This window comes from Lacticaseibacillus pantheris DSM 15945 = JCM 12539 = NBRC 106106 (assembly GCF_001591865.1).
In the GTDB taxonomy this organism is placed as follows: Bacteria; Bacillota; Bacilli; order Lactobacillales; family Lactobacillaceae; genus Lacticaseibacillus; species Lacticaseibacillus pantheris.
Map to the genome: position 1 here is coordinate 1 of NZ_BCVS01000043.1, position 18,540 is coordinate 18,540.

The window sequence follows — 18,540 nt, forward strand, 5'->3', positions numbered from 1 at the left end:
ACTGGGTTTGCTTATACGTCGCTTTCTGCGGGGCGGAACTCGTTTCAACAAGCCATTGCCGCGGGGAGTGTCAGCTGGCTAGAGAACGACTTGAGGTGAACGCTGATTCTTAAAGGAAGACGCGTCCATCAGTATATAGGACGACTGCAGATTGCGGTCGTCTTTTTGCGTTGTTGTACCCGCACATGGGCTTTGGGGCTTTTGCAGACTACAGACACCTCTACCTGGTTATGAAACACGCGCCCTGGGTAGATACGTGTGTTTTCACCTCACTTTGAATTGTTTTCACGTTATTATTGCGGGAAAACTGGTAAAATTAGGGGTAGATTATTACTGAGCAGGTTTGTGGAGGTACTACATGATTCACGGTTTAGGCGTCGACATCACGGAGATTGCACGGATTCAGCACGCGCAGGAGCGTAACGCACACTTTGCGGCCAAAGTGTTGACGGACGCTGAGTTGCGTCAATTTAATGCGTACTCCGGGCGCCGGGCCTGGGAGTATTTGGCTGGCCGTTTTTCCGCCAAGGAATCGTACAGTAAGGCTTACGGCACGGGGATTGGAGCAGTTGGCTGGCAAGACATTGAAATTATCGATGGTGGGCAGGGGCAACCGCACGTCTCGGGACCGTTTAGCGGCCACGCGCACGTATCGATTAGTCACACGGATGATTTAGTTATGACCGAGGTCATACTGGAGGAAGAGAACTAATGACAGTAATTGGTACGCACCGTCCGACGCGAGTATTAGTTGATGAGGCGGCAATCAAGCACAACGTTAGTGGCGAAGTGGCACGCCTGGACGACCAGACGGAGCTTTTTGCGGTCATCAAAGCTGATGCTTATGGTCACGGCTTGTTGCGCGTCGCCCGCGTGGCGCTCGCAGCTGGGGCGCGTGGCTTTTGCGTTGCCATTTTGGACGAGGCTTTGGCGCTGCGTGAAGCTGGTTTTGAGCAACCAATCTTGGTTCTTGGGGTGGTATCTCCCGAGTACGTTCAACTGGCCGCCATTAACCACGTTGCCGTGCCGCTGGTTGATGCGGAGTGGCTGGAGTCGGCCCGGCCGTACCTCGCCGCGGATCATCCACTCGCGGTGCACGTGGCCTTGGATACGGGGATGGGGCGCATTGGGTTCCGCAATCTGGACGATTTGCGGGCAGTGTTGGATACAATTACGGGCCTAGATGGACTGCAAATTGAGGGCGTCTTCACCCACTTTGCCACGGCGGACGATCCGGATACCAGCTATTTCCAGGAGCAGGTAGCTAAGTTTAAGCAACTGGTTGCAGCATTCCCTGAGCGGCCGCGGTACGTGCACGTCTCAAACACCGCGACGAGTCTATGGCACGCGGCCTGCAACGGCAACATGATTCGCTTTGGTGTGGGCATTTACGGCTTGAACCCCTCAGGACGGGCGATTGAGCAGACACCCTACGAGTTGCAACCGGCTATGAGCGTGGTATCGGCACTAGTGCAGTGCAAGCAGATTCACGCTGGCGATGCAGTTTCTTACGGCGCCACGTATCGAGCTAGCGGGGATGAATGGATCGGCACGGTGCCCATCGGTTACGCTGACGGCTACCCCCGGCGGATGCAAGGCTTTCACGGCCTGGTCGACGGTCAGGAGTGTACCATCGTGGGGCGGGTCTGCATGGACCAATTGATGATCAGAATGCCACGGGCGTACCCAGCGGGAACCAAAGTCACACTGGTAGGTCAGGATGGCAATAACGTTATTTCGTTGCAGGACGTGGCCGATTATGCCGGTACCATCCACTACGAGATTGCCTGTGCCATGAGCGAACGAATACCACGGGAGTCAATCAATCCGGTTGGTGCTTAGACCCCAATTTGTAATTAATTGATGGTAAAAGCACCAAATACTAATGATTTTCTGTGTAAATTGTGCTAGCGTTATGGTTACGAGGAAAAAGCGACTGGGGGAGTTACACCATGAGTGATTATCAGGATAAGCTTTCTGTCAGCATGGACGCGTCGGTTGAGGAAAAAATCGAGGCGTACTGTGAGCTGAATGATGTGGACATGCAGACGGCGGTCCAAGAGGCGTTGAATGAGTTCATTAACATGCACGGCGAAGAGATTGCCCAGTTAATTGCGGGCTACCGGGCGATGGGTAACTTGAATGAAGAGATTTGTGACGAGTTTACCGCTTGCGAAGCGGAGGCGTACTCACACTTTTGTTAATGTTGGGGTGAGGTATGGCAGAAAAAGTAAAGCGCGGGGACGTCTTCTTCGCTGACTTGTCGCCCGTTGTGGGTTCAGAACAAGGCGGAATGCGTCCCGTATTAATTATTCAGAATAATGTTGGGAACCACTACAGCCCGACGGTCATTGTGGCCGCCATTACGAGCCGCATCTCGAAACCCAAGATGCCGACCCACGTTGGTTTAGTCGGGGGCAAGGACGGTATTGAACGCGATTCCGTGGTGCTGCTGGAGCAGATTAGGACAATCGATAAGCAGCGTTTGCGGGACCGCATCGCCACGCTACCTGACGATAAGATGGTGCAGGTCGATGAGGCCCTAGGCGTGTCGGTTGCGTTACGGCCGATGCACCCGACGGGCAACGGCAAACGGCGCAATACCCATAGTACCAAGTCCTCAAAGTAGCGTTGTGGTTCTACATATTACATAAGCACCAGCGAGCCGGTAGCATTTGTTGCCGGTTTTTTAGTACGCCTAGGCAACGGATAGGCGCGTGAACTTAATTGTCGGTAGATTTGCCCCGGTCGGTAGTGCTTACGCCTGGGTATGTATGGTATGATAGAAACCGATTAGATTTCGCTTAGAAAAAGGGAACGCAAGTGATCCCGGGAGGTTTGTTATGCTGATTAAGTCATTAGTGCGTAAGAAGGAATTTTTGACGACCGTCAAGGAAACCGTCACTTTGGAAGAGGCCCTGAAGGTACTGGAGGACTCCGGTTTTCGGTGTGTGCCAATCCTTGACGAAACGGGTACCATTTTCCGTGGTAATATCTACAAAATGCATATTTACCGCCACAAGAGCCAGGGTGGCGACATGACTTTGCCCGTGACCCACCTGCTGAAGAACGCAACCAAGACCATTCCGGTCAGCGCGCCGTTTTTCAAGGTGTTCTTTAACATTAAGGATTTGCCTTACATCGCGGTACTCGATGAATCGGCCAACTTCTACGGTATCCTCACACATACTGCTTTACTGAACATGCTGTCCGACGCTTGGAACATCAGCGTGGGTTCATACGTGCTGACGGTTGCTAGTTCGGATGAACGTGGTGATCTGGCCGTGATGAGCAAGATCATTTCCAAGTATGCCTCCATTGCTGGTTGCCTGACGCTGGATGCTAAGCGCGGCGAATACGTGCGGCGGACGTTGTTTACTTTGCCAGCAGGTACGGACGAAACCACGGTGAACGAAATTGTTCAGCGATTGGAACGTAAGCACTTCAAAGTTGTGGAAATCGATAACCTCCAGAGTGGGCAACTCATGCGGGTTGATGAAGGCGAGTAGTACTTCAACTTGTTTATAGCCACAAAAATGGCGCCAATTACCGCTTACCGCGATAGTTGACGCCATTTGTTTGGTTACAGATAAGTGACGGGTTTAGAAGACGATGACTGGTGTCCCCAAATCTACGGCCGCGTACAACTTCGTCATGAAGTCTGGTGGGTTGTTGATACAACCGTTACTACCGTGGGATAGGTACCAGTCGCCCCCGAATTTAGGCTGCCAGGAGGCGTCGTGGAGGCCCACACCGGTGTAGTCAATCGGCATCCAGTACTTCACCTTGGTAGCGTAGTCCTTACCCGTTTGACCAATTCCCCGCAAAGTGGCGTCTTGTTGCTTCGACCAGACGAAGTCAACGCCCACTGGTGTAGAATCCCCGGCGCTAGGCTTACCCGAGACAATGTCGGAGTCCAACGTCAACTTGCCGTCTTTGTAGTAGTACTCGTGCTGGTTTTGAAGGTCTACCTCTACGTACGTATTACCGATATCAGTCCCATCAGCGTGGTAGCCAGAACCAGCCGTAGTGGCCTTGACGGTGAAGTCTTTGCCCGCCTTAATGCGGCTGATGACGTCTTGAGTGGTAGCGTTTTGCTGAATTGACCAACCGTACGTACCACCCGGAACTTTGACCGTACCACGTTTGGTGGAGTTGAACGTCCGTTCCTTGCCGTTCGTATCGTACTTGTCACCCATAGCCTTGACGAAGTTTTTTACGCCCGTCTCATCAACGGTGATTTCGCCATTGTTGTAACCCAGCCATTGGTACAGATCAGACTTAGTGATGTTCTCACTGTGGTTTTCAACGGTGACCTTGCCGCTTTCCTTAGCCAACTGCTGTAGCTTGGTTTTAGCCTGAATAAACTTGTCCGATTTGGTGGTTACGGCAGGTTTGATGTAGGTTTGGTTAACCTGAACCGTCTGTTGATCGTCGCGAATAGCGGATACAATCGTCTGGTTTAGTTTATCTACGTCAAGTTGGTTACCGTACACTTCTTTGGTGACCTGGAGACCAGACTTGTTGAACGACATGTTGGCGTCCTTGGAGGCCTTCCGCTTCGCGTTTACCTTGGTGGTTAGTGCTTTGGTGTAAGCATGTAACTGTTTGGTGTTGATGACCGGGTCAACTTTGGCGCTACTGCCACTCAAACCCAAAGCGTGTCCCAACCAGGCCCACTGGTTCTGTTGCTTTGCCAAAGTGGACAAGGTCTTAGTAAATGACCGACGAATCCCTAACTTTGTCCCACTAGTGGTGGCGACGGTTTTCTTACCGTCCTTAATCTGGTACTTGAGGGAGCTAAAACGCTTCTTCAGTGTTTGGTTGGCTTCGGATTGGGTCTGACCGCTAATCTTGACCCCCAGAACGGTGGTGTGCGGTAGGTAGCGTTGTCCGTAGTGTATTGCCACGCCGCTATAAATGCCGACGAGCACAACCGCTACGGCCGCGATGCCAATGGTTAACTTATTCTTCGAATTCACCGGGGAAACTCCTTCCACGTGTGCCGGACCGCGCCGGCGACCACACGCACGTATACTATAAATGTTTGCACCATGATAACAAAAATCGTTATCAAAAGCCATTGTTACAAAAATATTACAGTCTCCAGTATACCGGTTTTTGCGCGTATTTCAATACGCAGACGTATCTTTAATAACTTGGGGCTGACGTTTAATTGGGGGATGGGTTCGGGGGAAGGATAGTATAAGGGTACCGATTGAAGGGGACTATGCTGGGTGGTTGGAAGGTTGCTGGTGGAAAGCGTTGCAACGCTCTCCCGGTACTCGTGGTTATGGAAACGAGCTGTGCAGGCAAGAAGACGCCGCATAAGCGACTCTAAAAAGGCAGGTAGGGGGCCGCCTGCCGGACACGCCACAATTCTCGGTCTGGCTACGGTTAAAACAGTTCACGCTACAGTCTCTCGGCGGTGCTTGCGCACAGCCTCCGAGTGGCGGGCTCTAAGCGCTAAAGCGCTAAGAGCCCGCGCAAAAAAGTCCCCCTCGAGCCCAGCTCGGGGGGACTTCCTTACGTTCTGCGTCAGGTTTAAAATTACTGACGGAACTTGATGTCGGACTTGGAGAAAGCACCATCGATGATCTTCTTCAGTTCGTCTGAAGAAGCCTTCATGGACTTTGCTTCGTCGTCGGACAGAGGCAGTTCGATAATCTGCTCGATACCGTTGCGGCCGATAACGGCTGGCGTACCGATGAAGACATCGTTGATGCCGTACTGACCGTCCATGTATACGGACAATGGCAATACTGCACTCTCGTCGTTCAGGATGGCCTTAGTGATACGGGTAGCGGCAGTACCGACACCGTAGTAAGTAGCACCCTTCAAGTTGATGATGGTGTAGGCAGCGTCACGAACGCTCTCGAACAGCTTGTTCAGCTTGTCCTGAGTCAATTCTGGGTGTGCCTTCGTGTATTCGGCAATGGTCAAACCACCGATAGTGGTGTGGCTCCATGCAGCGAATTCAGTGTCACCGTGTTCGCCCAAGATAAAGCCGTGGACGTTGCGTGCGTCAATCTTAGCTTCATCAGCCAAAGCCTGACGGAAACGAGCAGTGTCCAGGGAAGTACCGGAACCGATAACCTTGTCCTTAGGGAAGCCGGAAATCTTCCAAGTAGCGTAAGTCAAGATGTCAACTGGGTTGGCAACGACCAGGAAGATACCGTTAAAGCCTGATTCAACAACTGGTTCAACAACGGCGTTGATGATACCCAAGTTCTTGTTAACCAGGTCCAGACGAGTTTCGCCCGGCTTCTGTGGGGCACCGGAAGTGATTACAACGATGTCTGCGTCTTTGCAGTCGCTGTAGTCAGCGGAGTAAACCTTCTTCGGTGCCGTGTATGGGAGGGCATCGGAAAGGTCAATTGCGTCACCCTTCGTCTTGTCCTTCACAATATCAATAATCCCAAGTTCTTGTGCAACGCCCTGCTGGACCATTGCGAATGCGTAACTGGAACCAACGGCCCCGTCACCAATCAGAATAACTTTCTGGTGCTTAGCAGCTTCTGCCACGGTAGTATCATCCTTTCTGAAATAACCTTATACAATACGATTCCGATTATAGCATACCTACCGGGACGCGTGAACACATATTGTGGTGCTGAGACCGACATTTACACCCTCCGTACTGGCCTGGGAGCGACCCACACCGACGACCGTATGTGGTACAATTGCGGTACGACTGCGGGGAGGCTGAAACTGCCCGTTTTTTGCGTGTGGCCCTTAAACGGACCGCGACAATATTGATAGTAGCGATGGGGGCAAAAAGTAATGAAGATGGTCATCGGCCTGGGCAATCCGGGCAAAAAGTATGCTGGCACCAAACACAACGTGGGCTTTATGGTGGTGGACTCGTTAGCCCAGCACCTGAACGTGCACCTGACTAAATTGGAGCATGACGCGGTTACCGCCAGCACACGGATTGATGGTGAGAAGGTGTTGTTGGTCGAGCCACAAACCTACATGAACGAATCGGGGCGTGCCGTCAAGCAACTGATGCATTTCTACAAGCTAGCTCCCGAGGATATCATTGTGGTTCAGGATGATTTGGATATGCCGGTAGGTAAGCTGCGTCTGCGGGCGCGGGGCTCTGCCGGTGGCCATAATGGCATCAAGGACATCATTAACAACATCGGCACCAACGACTTTGCGCGCGTCAAGATTGGCATTGCCCACCCTACGCAAACCACGGTTGTTGATTGGGTATTGACGCCATTCAAAGGCGACAACGCGATTGTGGTTGGTGAGGCGCAAGACTTGGCCGTTTCACTGCTGTTTGACTGGCTGCAAGGGGAAGACTTACCCGAGTTAATGAATAAATACAATTAAGGGGCATAGTCGTGATGATGGCTATGCATGATTGAACGCCACGGGACATCGTGGCTGAGGTTAGACTTTTACTATGGAAAAAACTAGTTTCACCGCTCTATTTGCGGATGCGCCAGAACTGCGACCATTATGGCCACAGCTAGATTATGGTCGCCACCTGCTCACGGGGTTGACCGGATCCGCTAAAACGCTGCTAATTGAGGCCGCAATTACGCGGGTGGGTCACCCGCTCTTAGTGGTTGCAAGTGACCGCAATCATGCCGAGGAATTGGTTGCCGATTTAGGTAACCGTCTCGCGGCTTCTTTGTTGTACCAGTTTGCCGTTGATGACGTATTGAGCCTGGAGGCGGCCAACACTTCACTTGATGAGCGGAACGACCGTATTGGCGCGCTGAACTTTCTGCTGAGTGACCAGCAGGGTGTGGTTGTGACCACGTTAGCCGGATTGCGGCGACTTTTACCGCCGGTGGCTGACTGGCGTCATGCTGGACTAACGATTGGTCCGGACAGCGAGGTTGACCCCGCGGCTTTGGGTGCACAGTTAGTGGCCAGCGGTTACCGGCGCGACTCGTTAGTGAGCGCACCCGGGCAGTTTGCTATCCGTGGTGGCATTATTGACGTTTATCCACTCGACCGTGATAATCCGGTGCGTATCGAGCTGTTTGACACGGAGGTCGATTCGATTCGCGAATTCGACGCCGATAATCAGCGCAGTTTGGACAGTGTCGATAGCGTGACGCTACCACCGGCTAACGACATGTTAGCCGATGAGCAAAGGTTGAACGCTACGGCTGACCGGATTCAGCGCGCCGTTGACCTAACGGACGCTGCGCGCGCTGCCGGAACCAAAGCACACGCTGACGGAGCGGATGCGCTCGATGCGAACGCCGCCTTTGTCCAACGGGCCAGCCGGCTAGTGGCCGATCTGCGCGAGGGGATTGTTGATGGCAACCTCGCTAACTATGCTGCGGCGCTGTACCCCGAGCAAACCACCATCACGGATTACCTGCCGGCGGGTGCGGTGGTGTTTTTTGACGACTACCCGCGCCTTCTGGATACGGACGCAACCAGCGTTGACGGCCAAAGTCGCGATGTTCCTGGCGGCGAGTTGATGCCCACGTTACAACCGTTACCCGAATTGGAGAAGGCGGACAAGCACCCACACGTGCTGATTTCGCTGTTCCAAAAGGGGATGGGTAATCTCCGCCTGACCAGCATCACCAACGTGGCCACACGTAACGTGCAACAGTTCTTTAGCCAGATGCCGCTCTTCAAAACGGAGGCGGACCGCTGGGCAAAGCAGGGGCAGACCGTGGTGGTATTGGTGAACGACCAGCGGCGGGCGGAGAAAACCGCCGAGACCATGCACGACTTTGAAATCGACGCTAGCATTGCCAGCCCTAAGCGAATACTGCTGGGACGATTACAGGTCATCGTGGGCAACTTAGAGGCCGGCTTTGAACTACCCAGCCAACACCTGGTGGTCATCAGCGAGCACGATTTATTCAACGCAAAGCGGGTGCGGAAGGCGCGGCACCAGACCCTGGCTAACGCCGAGCGACTGAAGAGTTATAACGAGCTTAAACCCGGGGACTACGTGGTGCACGTGAACCACGGGATTGGTCAGTATCAGGGACTACAAACACTCACCGTTGACGGCGTGCACCGTGACTATCTGACCATCAACTATCGTGATAACGGGCAGCTGTTTATCCCCGTTGACCAGTTAAACCTGGTGCAAAAGTACGTTTCGGCGGAGGGCAAAAAGCCGCACGTTAACAAACTGGGCGGCTCCGAGTGGGCTAAGACCAAACGGAAGGTTGCCGCTAAGATTGAGGACATTGCGGATGACCTGATTGAGCTGTACGCGGCGCGGCAGGCGGAAAAGGGGTATGCCTTTCCACCTGATGATGACCTCCAAAGCGACTTTGAAGCCGAATTCCCGTACCCCGAAACACCGGACCAAACTCGGAGCGTGAAGGAAATCAAGCGGGATATGGAGCGGGACCGCCCGATGGACCGCCTGCTGGTCGGGGATGTCGGCTTTGGTAAAACCGAGGTGGCGCTACGGGCGGCGTTCAAGGCAATCACGGCCGGTAAGCAAGTTGCGTTGCTGGTACCGACCACCATTTTGGCTCAGCAACATTTCGATACCATGACCGACCGCTTCAGCGACTTTCCCATCAGCATCGGCATGCTGTCACGTTTTCGGACGGCCGCACAGAACCGGGCCACAATCGCTGGCCTGGAGGATGGGACCGTTGACATTGTCGTGGGTACGCACCGACTCCTAAGCAAAGACGTGCACTACAAGAGCTTAGGTTTACTCATTGTCGATGAGGAACAACGTTTTGGCGTGAAGCACAAGGAGCGGATCAAGCAGTTACGTTCCAGTATCGACGTCCTGACGCTCACGGCCACGCCGATTCCGCGGACGCTCAACATGTCGATGCTTGGGGTACGCGACCTGTCCGTGATTGAGACACCACCAACGAACCGTTACCCCATCCAGACCTTCGTGATGGAGCAGGATGCGGGCGCAGTGCGAAGCGCCATTACGCGTGAACTGGAGCGCGGGGGGCAGGTGTTCTACCTGCATAACCGCGTGGAGGATATCGAACGGACGGTTGCTGACTTGGAGACGCTGGTCCCAGAGGCGCGGATTGTCTATGCTCACGGCCAGATGAGTGAATCACAGTTGGAATCGGTGATTTACGACTTTATGCGCGGTGAGGGTGACATTTTGGTCACGACGACCATTATTGAAACCGGGGTCGACATGCCAAACGTGAACACGCTGATCATTGAGGACGCTGACCACTACGGACTGGCGCAACTTTACCAGTTACGTGGTCGCGTTGGTCGGTCTAGCCGCGTGGCGTACGCGTACTTTATGTACCGGCGCAACAAGGTGTTGACTGAAGTCGCCGAAAAGCGTTTGTCAGCCATCCGCGACTTTACCGAGCTGGGCAGTGGCTTTAAAATTGCGATGCGTGACCTATCCATTCGTGGCGCCGGGAACCTCCTGGGCGCACAACAGCACGGGTTTATCGATTCGGTCGGCTATGATCTGTACACCCAGATGCTTAAAGAGGCGGTGGACCGGAAGCGCGGCCAGGCACCAGCGGACCGGCATACGGACGCTGAGGTGACGTTGAGCGTTGAAGCGTACCTTCCCGGCGATTATATCGAGGACAACCGGCAGAAGGTTGAGCTGTACAAGCGGGTCCGTGAAACCGAAAACGAGGAGCAGGAACGCGAGCTTGAGGACGATTTGATTGACCGCTTTGGCGATTACCCGCAGCCCGTGACTGACCTGTTACGCATTGCCCGGTTAAAGCGGACGGCCGATGCTGCTTTGGTGGACAAGATTCACCAGCAGGAGCAGAAACTCTTTGTGACGATTAGCAAAGTCGCCACGGAACAGCTTGCTGGCGAGCCCATCTTTGCGGCTCTAGGTGCGACTAAGCTGCGCGCCACCGTCGCAGAGTCGGATGGACGGTTGGTGGTGACGTTGGCAATCCCTCGGGGGATGGCGACCGACGACTGGCTGACCGAACTGGAGGGCTTCGTGACCAAACTGGCCGACATGAGGACGGTCAAATGAACGCCGCGCACAGTAAGCGCCTCATGCGGGGGGCCTGGATTCTCAGCGTGGCGGGATTAATTGCCAAATTACTCAGTGCGGTGTACCGCGTGCCGTACCAAAACCTAGTCGGCAATACGGGGTTCTACGTTTACCAGCAGATTTACCCGTTGTACGGAATTATTATGACCATGGCGCTAACCGCGGGGCCGGTGTTCGTTGCCAAAGTAGCGGTGACTACTCCGGACCTGGTTACCCGACAGCGTACCTTGAAGCGCCTGGCCGGAGTGCTGGCCATTTGGGGCGGGGTCGTGTTTATCGGCGGCTTTGCTGGTGCGGGCATCATCGCCAGTTGGATGGGCGATGCACGACTCGCACCGCTGGTCCGTGTGGTCGGTTGCATGGGCCTCACGTTACCGCTGTTAGCGATGGGGCGGGGCTACTTTCAGGCCCAGTACAGCATGACCGAAACCGCATGGAGCCAAGTGGTGGAGCAGGTAGTGCGCGTTGGTGTGATTCTGACCGTCGCCGTCATTGCGGTCCACGCATCGTGGTCTCATTACCTCACTGGTACTTGGGCGATGACCGGTGGCGTGCTGGGCGCGCTAGCCGCCGCTGCAGTATTAGCCATCAGCTGGTTGCGGCAACGCGCTAAACGTCCGCGGCTGACTGACTTCGGGGCTGGGCAGGCGCGGACGCAGGTACCGTCGTGGTCACACCTAATGTGGCAGACCTTTAGCGAGGGCGGTGCGTTGGTCCTGTACGCCGCCATCCTATTGATTTTGCAACTCGTTGACAGTTTTACGGTGGCAAAGTCGCTGGTGGAATCCGGAATGACGATGAGCGCGGCCGAAAACCTGAAGGGAATTTATGACCGCGGTCAGCCCATGGTACAGTTGGGGTTGGTCGTGGCGACCGCGCTGACGCAAAGCCTGCTGCCACCGTTAAGTGGGGCACATCAACAACACGCTGACCACACCTTTACCCGTACGGGAACCGTGCTGGTGCACCTCAGCGTTGCCGTTTCTTTGCTGGCGACGGTGGGACTATGTGCCGAAATGCCGTTGTTAAATCGGGGGTTATTCGGTGACACGGATGGCACGTTGGTGTTGCAGGTCTACATGCTCATTATTGCGGTGACTGCGGCGATTAATGCCTGTGCCAGCATCTTACAGAGTCAGGATTTGGTGCGGGTGCCCACAATCGCAATTCTTGCGGGTGTACTGGTCAAAGCGTTAGTTAACAGCTACTTTGTGCACCATTGGCAGACTGCCGGGGCCTCCTGGGCGACGGTACTAGGATTGGGCGTGACCATGATGGTCATTTACCTAGCCCTGGATCCGCTGATTCGCCGGCGTATTTGGTCCGGCGGCTTTGGCTGGCGACTGCTGGTCGTGGCCGCGGGCATGGGCGCCGTTGTTTGGACGGGCGTGACGTTGACCGGTACCGTGGGTCGCGTAAGCGCTGTTATTTGGGCAATCCTTTGGGCCATAGTGGGCCTTATTGTAGCGGTAGCGCTGGCAGCGTGGACGGGACTGTTTACCCGGCGCGAGGTGCTAGCACTCCCCGTGGGCGCACGGATTTTACGCATGACGAAGCATTTACGTAAAGGGGAATAATATGCGATTAGATAAATTTTTAAAGGTGTCGCGCATCATCAAGCGGCGGACGGTTGCAAAGGAAATTGCCGATAAGGGGCGCATTCAGGTGAACGACCGCGTGGCCAAGTCCAGCACCGACGTGGCGGTAGGCGACACGTTAACCATTGGCTTTGGTAACAAGACGTTGGTTGTGCGTGTGGATGAACTGGTTGACACCACTAAGAAAAACGATGCGGAGAGCATGTACACGGTTATTGACCAACAATCGTCGACAAACTAGCGGTGCGCTTGACCGCCAGATTTGTTATACTCAAGTCATCGAAGCATGATGTAGATGATTAGTATGATAGTACAGTTGTGGGGAGGAAACCGCGATGGCCAAGGCCCAGATTAGCCATTTGGATAATGCGTATACGCGTGCGCAGCAGGTTGAACGTGACCAGCAAGCAGCGCGTAACCGGCGTCGGCAGATTCACCGGCGGCGTCGTGTTATTTTAGTGGCGGTTCTGGTTCTCGTGCTGGTGGGCGGTGGCGTCCAACTTTGGCGCGTACACCAAGCACAAGTACAGGCGACCGCACGCGTGGCCACGGCCAAAAAGCAGTTACACAAGGTGACCACCAAGCAAAAGAATCTACAAATTCAGGTGAACGAACTAAACAACGCCGATTACCTAGAAAAGTTGATTCGGGCCAAGTACTACATGTCGAAGTCGGGCGAAACCATTTTTAACATTCCGGACAGCGATGACAGCATTCCGGGCGATAAGTAAAACGGGTTATTCCGAGGAGGAAATTATTTTTTATGTCAGTTGCAGTTGGTGCACAATTAAGCGGTAAGGTCACTGGAATTACCAAGTTTGGGGCGTTCGTTGATCTTGGCGATGGTCAAACAGGGCTGGTGCACATTTCCGAAGTAGCGGATGCCTTTGTCCAGGATGTTCATGACTTTGTGAGCGTCGGCGATGCAGTGAACGTGGTCGTGCTGTCCGTCGATGGTAGCAAGGTTGGCCTGTCAATTCGTAAGGCCAGCGGTAATGAAGCGCTGGCGACAGAACACGCCGATACCATCAAGAAGGAAGCGGAGCACCACGGCGACCAGCGTACAGATCATGGTCACGCTGGTCGTACTGATAGCGCGCGGCCACACACTGGTCACGGTGCGCCCCGTAACGGTGGGCACAACGCGGCCGGGCGCAGTGCCCGCCCGGCAAACCGCAAGGAGCACGGTGGCAAGGAAGGCTTTGACGACCTGCTGTCCGACTTTTTGAAGGAAAGCGAGCAGCGTCTGTCCACCATTCGGCATAACACCGAGGGTAAGCGTGGCGGTCGCGGCGGTCGTCGGAGCTAGTTCCGTTGGCTCGAGATGGTAATGATAGGTCTGATTGTTGCAACCCTTAGTGCGGTTGACGCAGTCGGGCCTTTGTTTTGCAAAGGGGGTATTCGATGGTGGAACTGAGTCCGGCGGGAATGGAGCGGATATTAGCTGAATACGCGTTGCCGGCTGAAACACGGGTCCTGATTGCGGTGTCTGGTGGATCCGATTCGATGGCTCTACTGACGTTGCTAGCTGGCAGTGCTGGTACCACGAATTTGGAACTCGGGGTCGTGCACGTTAACCACCAACTGCGCGATGTAGCGGATCAGGAGGCCCAGTTGGTGCGTGACTATGCTGAACGACTGGGTGTCACTTGTCGTGTTGTTGACTGGCCCCGGGACGAGCATCCCCGCAGTGGTGTTGAAGCAGCGGCCCGTCAGTTTCGTTACGCCGTCTTTACCCAGCTGGCCCAGCGGGAGCACTACGACGTGTTGATGACGGCCCACAATCTGGGGGATCAGGCGGAAACCGTCCTGTTTCGGTTGGCACGGGCAGGTAGCGTCGCTGGTGCGACTGGCATCCACGCTGATACCGAACAACGGGGGCTACGGGTGGTGCGGCCGCTTTTGGGGGTGCCGAAGCAAAGCCTCCAGGATTATTGCGATCGCACAGGCGTCCCCTACGTACACGATCAAAGTAACGACGATACCGCGTACGACCGCAACTTTTTACGGCACGAAGTTTTGCCAACCCTGAGTTCACGTTGGCCCGATACTGAACAGCACCTCGCACGCTTTGCCGAGGAATTAACGGGCTTGCAGACGCTCGCCGATGTGACATTACGTCATTTGTCAGGAAAAGTCAGACTAAAGTCTGATGAGTTTACCTGGCAAGATGTCCAGAATGAGTCCACAGCTGTTCAAAAACTATTATTACAACACCTTTTATCCCAGTGGCACCCGGCAGTTAGTCATCGGCAGGTACTGGCGGTTTATTCCGCCCTTAACGTTAACGATGGGCGTGAGCGAATCGTGGCTTTGAGTGCGGCACAGGCCTTATACATTCAACGTCGGCACGTGCGCCTGCGTTCACCCGTGGTCGTGGCGGACTCCACTTGTACTCTTGGTGGCCTGAATGCACCGGCAAGCGGAGCGGGCGGCGTGTGGCTGCTGGCCAGTGACAATGTGCCCAATGGTTACCGGGTAATGTCCGCGCCCATGGTTTGGCAGCTACCAGTGACCATCCGGCACCGGCAACCAGGCGATTGGTTGCAGTTGGCCCACGGCGAGCACCAAAAGCTAGGCCGTTTTCTCACCAACATGCACGTGCCGGGCACTGACCGCGACCAACTATGGGTGGCTGCTTCCGGCCATCAGGTTTTGTGGGCTGAAAATGCCCGCCCGGGGCAATTGTTTACGGGCGAGCAAACTGCTAAAATCAAGGCACAGTTAGTTTTCCGACCGGACGACGGGGGTAATAACAGGGATGAATTCTGATATATTGAAAGTTTTGTATTCAGCACAAGACATTGACGCAACGGTACGCCGGTTAGCGGCAACCGTCCACGATGATTATGCTGACGCTAAGCCGCTGTGTGTCTGCGTTTTGAAGGGCGCGGTTGTCTTCATGACCGACTTTATCCGCGCGTACGACGATTATTTGGAAATTGACTTTATGGATGTTTCCAGCTATTACGGTGGTACCGAGTCGACGGGGGATGTCCGAATTGATAAGGATTTGGATACCAGCGTCAAGGGACGCGACGTTCTGATTGTCGAGGACATCGTGGATACGGGTACGACACTCAAAGCCCTGAAAGCTTTGTTTGCGCATCGCGGTGCACGCTCAGTTAAAATCGTGGCGCTACTGGATAAACCGGCGGGCCGTACGGTGGATGTGCAGGCCGATTATGTCGGGGAAACGGTGCCGGGCGAGTTCTTAGTGGGCTACGGCTTGGACTACAAGGGACTGTACCGGAACCTACCGTATGTTGGCGTACTAAAACCAGAAGTATATAAGTAATGATGGGCAGTGCCATGCATTGTGTGGTATTCTCGTATATAGCTTTGAATTAGCTTTTTAATGAAGTTTTTGCTGGAGGTTGTGCATGAAAAATAATAAGACCGGCCTGTTCAGCAGCACACTCACGTACATCGTGTTATTCTTGCTGCTGGTTGCGGGATTCGGATACTATATGCGTGGCGACAGCGGGGGTACCACAAAGTCACTGACGACGAGTCAGTTTGTGACCGCGCTGAAAACGAACAAGGTGAAGGAATTCTCCATTCAGCCAAGCGGCGGGGTTTACAAGGTCAGTGGTGAGTACCGTAAGTCGAAGACCACCAAGCAAAAGAGCACTGGTTTACTTGGGGAGTCAAAGACACAGTCGGTGACCGGATTTACTACCCGCATTCCTGACAACGATAGTACGATCAAGAAGATCGACACGTTGGCCGCTAAGCATAACATTAAGAACTCAACTGCTGAGGAGTCGCAGACTAGCGCGTGGGTCAGCCTGTTGATTACCGTGGTGCCGTTGGTTCTGATGATGGTGATCTTCTACATGATGATGAATCAGGGCGCACAGGGCGGTGGCAACCGCATGATGAGCTTCGGTAAGTCACGGGCAAAGCAGTCGGACAAGACGGCCAACAAGGTACGTTTCTCTGACGTTGCTGGTGCCGAGGAAGAGAAGCAGGAGCTGGTTGAAGTTGTTGAGTTCCTGAAGGACCCCAAGAAGTTTCTGAAGTTGGGTGCCCGTATTCCATCAGGTGTGCTCCTCGAGGGCCCGCCAGGTACTGGTAAAACCTTACTGGCCAAAGCCGTTGCTGGTGAAGCGGGTGTACCGTTCTTCTCCATCTCCGGTTCTGACTTCGTGGAAATGTTTGTCGGTGTTGGTGCTTCCCGTGTTCGTGACCTCTTTGACGAGGCCAAGAAGAAGGCACCAGCCATCATCTTTATTGATGAAATTGATGCCGTTGGTCGCCAGCGTGGCGCTGGTATGGGCGGCGGTCACGACGAACGTGAACAAACTTTGAACCAGTTGCTGGTCGAGATGGACGGGTTTACTGGTAACGAGGGCGTCATCGTTATGGCCGCTACGAACCGGGCAGACGTTCTGGATCCGGCTTTGCTTCGTCCTGGTCGTTTTGACCGTAAGATTCTGGTTGGCCAGCCCGACGTTAAGGGTCGCGAGGCTATCCTGAAGGTGCACGCCAAGAACAAGCCGTTTGCCGATGACGTTGATTTGAAGACCATCGCCAAGCAGACGCCTGGGTTCGTGGGTGCCGATTTGGAAAACCTGCTGAATGAAGGGGCACTGGTTGCCGCTCGTCGTGGGAAGACCAAGATTGATGCCAGCGATCTGGACGAAGCTGAGGACCGAGTAATTGCGGGGCCGGCTAAGCGTGACCGCGTTATCCAGCCGAAGGAACGCACGCAGGTTGCGTACCACGAAGCTGGGCACGCGATTATTGGTCTGGTGCTATCGGACTCACGGACTGTGCGGAAGGTTACGATTATCCCTCGTGGGCAGGCGGGTGGCTATGCCATCATGCTACCGAAGGATGACCAGTTCTTACTGAGCAAGAAGGAACTCAACGAGCAGATTGTCGGCTTGATGGGTGGCCGGACGGCTGAAGAAATTATCTTTAACACGGAGAGTACCGGTGCTTCGAACGACTTTGAGCAGGCAACGGATATTGCTCGGGCCATGGTGACGAAGTACGGGATGTCCGACAAGTTGGGCACGGTTGCTCTGGAGAAGGAAAGCCAGCAGGCGGCTTATGGCGCTGGTGCGGGTTACTCCGGGCAGACGGCCAACGATATTGATGCTGAGGTACGGCGGATTATTGATGAAGCCCACCAGCAGGCACACGATATCATTGAGGCACACCGTGAACAGCACAAGGTGATTGCTGAAGCCCTGTTGAAGTACGAGACGCTGAATGAAGAACAGATTTTGAGTCTCTTCAATACGGGTAAGATGCCAGAAACTAAGTCTGAATTCCCAAGCGAAAAGGCTGCGACCTATGAGGAAGCAAAGAAGGCTTTGGAGCAAAAGGAAGCATCACGTCAGGAATCCGAAGAGGCGGCACACAGTAGTGCAGCTGAGGATACAAGCGTGGCGGCAGACAGTAGCGAGGCAAGTGCACCGTCGGAGGCGGCACCTTCCAGTGCTGCGTCGAGTGCACCAAGTAGTAGTGCAGCATCGTCATCGTCAGATGATGATGAGCCACCAACAGCATAATCAGTAACGAGGGTCGGACGGATGTCCGGCCCTTTTGTGCGTTTAGGCTGCAGCGCCGGTCGACTCGGTGAGCTGTAGCTTATGTGGGTACTCCGTGGTAATCCACTGCCAGGGCGGGGTGGTTACGAACTCGCGGACGGGGGTTCCAGATACTTCGGTGACTCTAATCAAAGATACCTCGATTCTTTATTAATACGTTATCCTTCTGATCTGGTCCCTGGCACAGGTGGCACTAGTCACACAAGCACACAGTATTTTTTCGGTTAGGCTTTTGTCCATCTCAGGTTTGAGTTGTGAGTTGTTCAACAAACTTGGTAGCCACCATCTAACTTTGGGTGCACTGGTATGAATCTCGTGGTAGTCCAGACTTTTCATAAATTTCTGCAACTGTGGTTCTGACCGGTGGGGGGGCCGTGGGGTGCGGAGACGAGTGGACCCGGAACGGTGA

General features: G+C 54.3%; 16 protein-coding genes. 14 read left to right on the forward strand and 2 right to left on the reverse strand.

Going from position 1 to position 18,540, the window contains the following annotated elements:
* The first annotated feature begins 358 nt into the window (after window positions 1-358).
* The 5 genes from acpS to cbpA all read left to right on the forward strand — a co-directional run bounded on the left by acpS (window position 359) and on the right by cbpA (window position 3,509).
* Window positions 359-712, forward strand: a complete 354-nt coding sequence (gene acpS / locus LPA02S_RS06040; protein WP_054649744.1) for a holo-ACP synthase — start codon at window positions 359-361, stop codon at window positions 710-712.
* Window positions 712-1,842 carry an alanine racemase gene (gene alr, locus LPA02S_RS06045; protein WP_054649746.1) on the forward strand — a complete coding sequence of 377 codons (1,131 nt, stop codon included), beginning with the start codon at window positions 712-714 and terminating at the stop codon, window positions 1,840-1,842. Before acpS ends, alr begins: the two co-directional genes overlap by 1 nt.
* 110 nt (window positions 1,843-1,952) lie before the next feature.
* Window positions 1,953-2,204: a hypothetical protein gene (locus LPA02S_RS06050; protein ID WP_056956252.1), complete on the forward strand. Its 252-nt coding sequence runs from the start codon at window positions 1,953-1,955 to the stop codon at window positions 2,202-2,204.
* Window positions 2,205-2,218: 14 nt separating this feature from the next.
* The gene (locus LPA02S_RS06055) at window positions 2,219-2,629 is read left to right on the forward strand and encodes a type II toxin-antitoxin system PemK/MazF family toxin (protein ID WP_054649750.1); all 411 of its coding nucleotides are present in this window, start codon (window positions 2,219-2,221) and stop codon (window positions 2,627-2,629) included.
* Window positions 2,630-2,843: 214 nt separating this feature from the next.
* The gene (gene cbpA, locus LPA02S_RS06060) at window positions 2,844-3,509 is read left to right on the forward strand and encodes a cyclic di-AMP binding protein CbpA (protein WP_056956250.1); all 666 of its coding nucleotides are present in this window, start codon (window positions 2,844-2,846) and stop codon (window positions 3,507-3,509) included.
* 93 nt (window positions 3,510-3,602) lie between these two features.
* Here the strand turns inward: cbpA and LPA02S_RS06065 are convergent, their stop codons facing one another.
* Together LPA02S_RS06065 and LPA02S_RS06070 are read right to left on the reverse strand one after the other, a co-directional pair.
* On the reverse strand, window positions 3,603-4,982 hold the full coding sequence (locus LPA02S_RS06065) for a L,D-transpeptidase family protein (RefSeq protein ID WP_056956248.1): 1,380 nt from the start codon (window positions 4,980-4,982) through the stop codon (window positions 3,603-3,605).
* A 568-nt stretch (window positions 4,983-5,550) separates the two neighbouring features.
* Window positions 5,551-6,525: an L-lactate dehydrogenase gene (locus LPA02S_RS06070; protein ID WP_056956246.1), complete on the reverse strand. Its 975-nt coding sequence runs from the start codon at window positions 6,523-6,525 to the stop codon at window positions 5,551-5,553.
* A gap of 258 nt (window positions 6,526-6,783) precedes the next feature.
* Between LPA02S_RS06070 and pth the strand changes: the two genes are divergently transcribed.
* The 9 genes from pth (at window position 6,784) to ftsH (ending at window position 18,092) form a co-directional block, all read left to right on the forward strand.
* Window positions 6,784-7,341 carry an aminoacyl-tRNA hydrolase gene (pth, locus tag LPA02S_RS06075; protein WP_054649756.1) on the forward strand — a complete coding sequence of 186 codons (558 nt, stop codon included), beginning with the start codon at window positions 6,784-6,786 and terminating at the stop codon, window positions 7,339-7,341.
* 73 nt (window positions 7,342-7,414) lie between these two features.
* On the forward strand, window positions 7,415-10,948 hold the full coding sequence (mfd, locus tag LPA02S_RS06080; protein ID WP_056956244.1) for a transcription-repair coupling factor: 3,534 nt from the start codon (window positions 7,415-7,417) through the stop codon (window positions 10,946-10,948).
* Window positions 10,945-12,546: a putative polysaccharide biosynthesis protein gene (locus LPA02S_RS06085; RefSeq protein ID WP_054649758.1), complete on the forward strand. Its 1,602-nt coding sequence runs from the start codon at window positions 10,945-10,947 to the stop codon at window positions 12,544-12,546. Before mfd ends, LPA02S_RS06085 begins: the two co-directional genes overlap by 4 nt.
* Window position 12,547: 1 nt before the next feature.
* The gene (locus tag LPA02S_RS06090) at window positions 12,548-12,808 is read left to right on the forward strand and encodes an RNA-binding S4 domain-containing protein (protein WP_054649760.1); all 261 of its coding nucleotides are present in this window, start codon (window positions 12,548-12,550) and stop codon (window positions 12,806-12,808) included.
* A 94-nt stretch (window positions 12,809-12,902) separates the two neighbouring features.
* Window positions 12,903-13,298, forward strand: coding sequence for an FtsB family cell division protein (locus LPA02S_RS06095; RefSeq protein ID WP_054649762.1), 396 nt, complete (start codon window positions 12,903-12,905; stop codon window positions 13,296-13,298).
* A 32-nt stretch (window positions 13,299-13,330) separates the two neighbouring features.
* Window positions 13,331-13,876, forward strand: coding sequence for a S1 RNA-binding domain-containing protein (locus tag LPA02S_RS06100; protein WP_054649764.1), 546 nt, complete (start codon window positions 13,331-13,333; stop codon window positions 13,874-13,876).
* Window positions 13,877-13,971: 95 nt separating this feature from the next.
* Window positions 13,972-15,339, forward strand: a complete 1,368-nt coding sequence (gene tilS / locus LPA02S_RS06105; RefSeq protein ID WP_054649766.1) for a tRNA lysidine(34) synthetase TilS — start codon at window positions 13,972-13,974, stop codon at window positions 15,337-15,339.
* The gene (hpt, locus tag LPA02S_RS06110; RefSeq protein ID WP_054649768.1) at window positions 15,329-15,865 is read left to right on the forward strand and encodes a hypoxanthine phosphoribosyltransferase; all 537 of its coding nucleotides are present in this window, start codon (window positions 15,329-15,331) and stop codon (window positions 15,863-15,865) included. The genes tilS and hpt overlap by 11 nt, the downstream gene beginning before the upstream one ends.
* An 85-nt stretch (window positions 15,866-15,950) precedes the next feature.
* Window positions 15,951-18,092 (forward strand): ATP-dependent zinc metalloprotease FtsH, encoded by a 2,142-nt coding sequence (gene ftsH / locus LPA02S_RS06115; RefSeq protein WP_056956241.1) that lies wholly within the window; start codon window positions 15,951-15,953, stop codon window positions 18,090-18,092.
* Window positions 18,093-18,540: the final 448 nt, after the last annotated feature.

Excerpts from the sequence above, each read along its gene's own strand:
- acpS (WP_054649744.1), top strand. The coding sequence starts at position 359 with ATGATTCACGGTTTAGGCGTCGACATCACGGAGATTGCACGGATTCAG.
- alr (WP_054649746.1), top strand. The coding sequence starts at position 712 with ATGACAGTAATTGGTACGCACCGTCCGACGCGAGTATTAGTTGATGAG.
- LPA02S_RS06050 (WP_056956252.1), top strand. The coding sequence starts at position 1,953 with ATGAGTGATTATCAGGATAAGCTTTCTGTCAGCATGGACGCGTCGGTT.
- LPA02S_RS06055 (WP_054649750.1), top strand. The coding sequence starts at position 2,219 with ATGGCAGAAAAAGTAAAGCGCGGGGACGTCTTCTTCGCTGACTTGTCG.
- cbpA (WP_056956250.1), top strand. The coding sequence starts at position 2,844 with ATGCTGATTAAGTCATTAGTGCGTAAGAAGGAATTTTTGACGACCGTC.
- pth (WP_054649756.1), top strand. The coding sequence starts at position 6,784 with ATGAAGATGGTCATCGGCCTGGGCAATCCGGGCAAAAAGTATGCTGGC.
- mfd (WP_056956244.1), top strand. The coding sequence starts at position 7,415 with ATGGAAAAAACTAGTTTCACCGCTCTATTTGCGGATGCGCCAGAACTG.
- LPA02S_RS06085 (WP_054649758.1), top strand. The coding sequence starts at position 10,945 with ATGAACGCCGCGCACAGTAAGCGCCTCATGCGGGGGGCCTGGATTCTC.
- LPA02S_RS06090 (WP_054649760.1), top strand. The coding sequence starts at position 12,548 with ATGCGATTAGATAAATTTTTAAAGGTGTCGCGCATCATCAAGCGGCGG.
- LPA02S_RS06095 (WP_054649762.1), top strand. The coding sequence starts at position 12,903 with ATGGCCAAGGCCCAGATTAGCCATTTGGATAATGCGTATACGCGTGCG.
- LPA02S_RS06100 (WP_054649764.1), top strand. The coding sequence starts at position 13,331 with ATGTCAGTTGCAGTTGGTGCACAATTAAGCGGTAAGGTCACTGGAATT.
- tilS (WP_054649766.1), top strand. The coding sequence starts at position 13,972 with ATGGTGGAACTGAGTCCGGCGGGAATGGAGCGGATATTAGCTGAATAC.
- hpt (WP_054649768.1), top strand. The coding sequence starts at position 15,329 with ATGAATTCTGATATATTGAAAGTTTTGTATTCAGCACAAGACATTGAC.
- ftsH (WP_056956241.1), top strand. The coding sequence starts at position 15,951 with ATGAAAAATAATAAGACCGGCCTGTTCAGCAGCACACTCACGTACATC.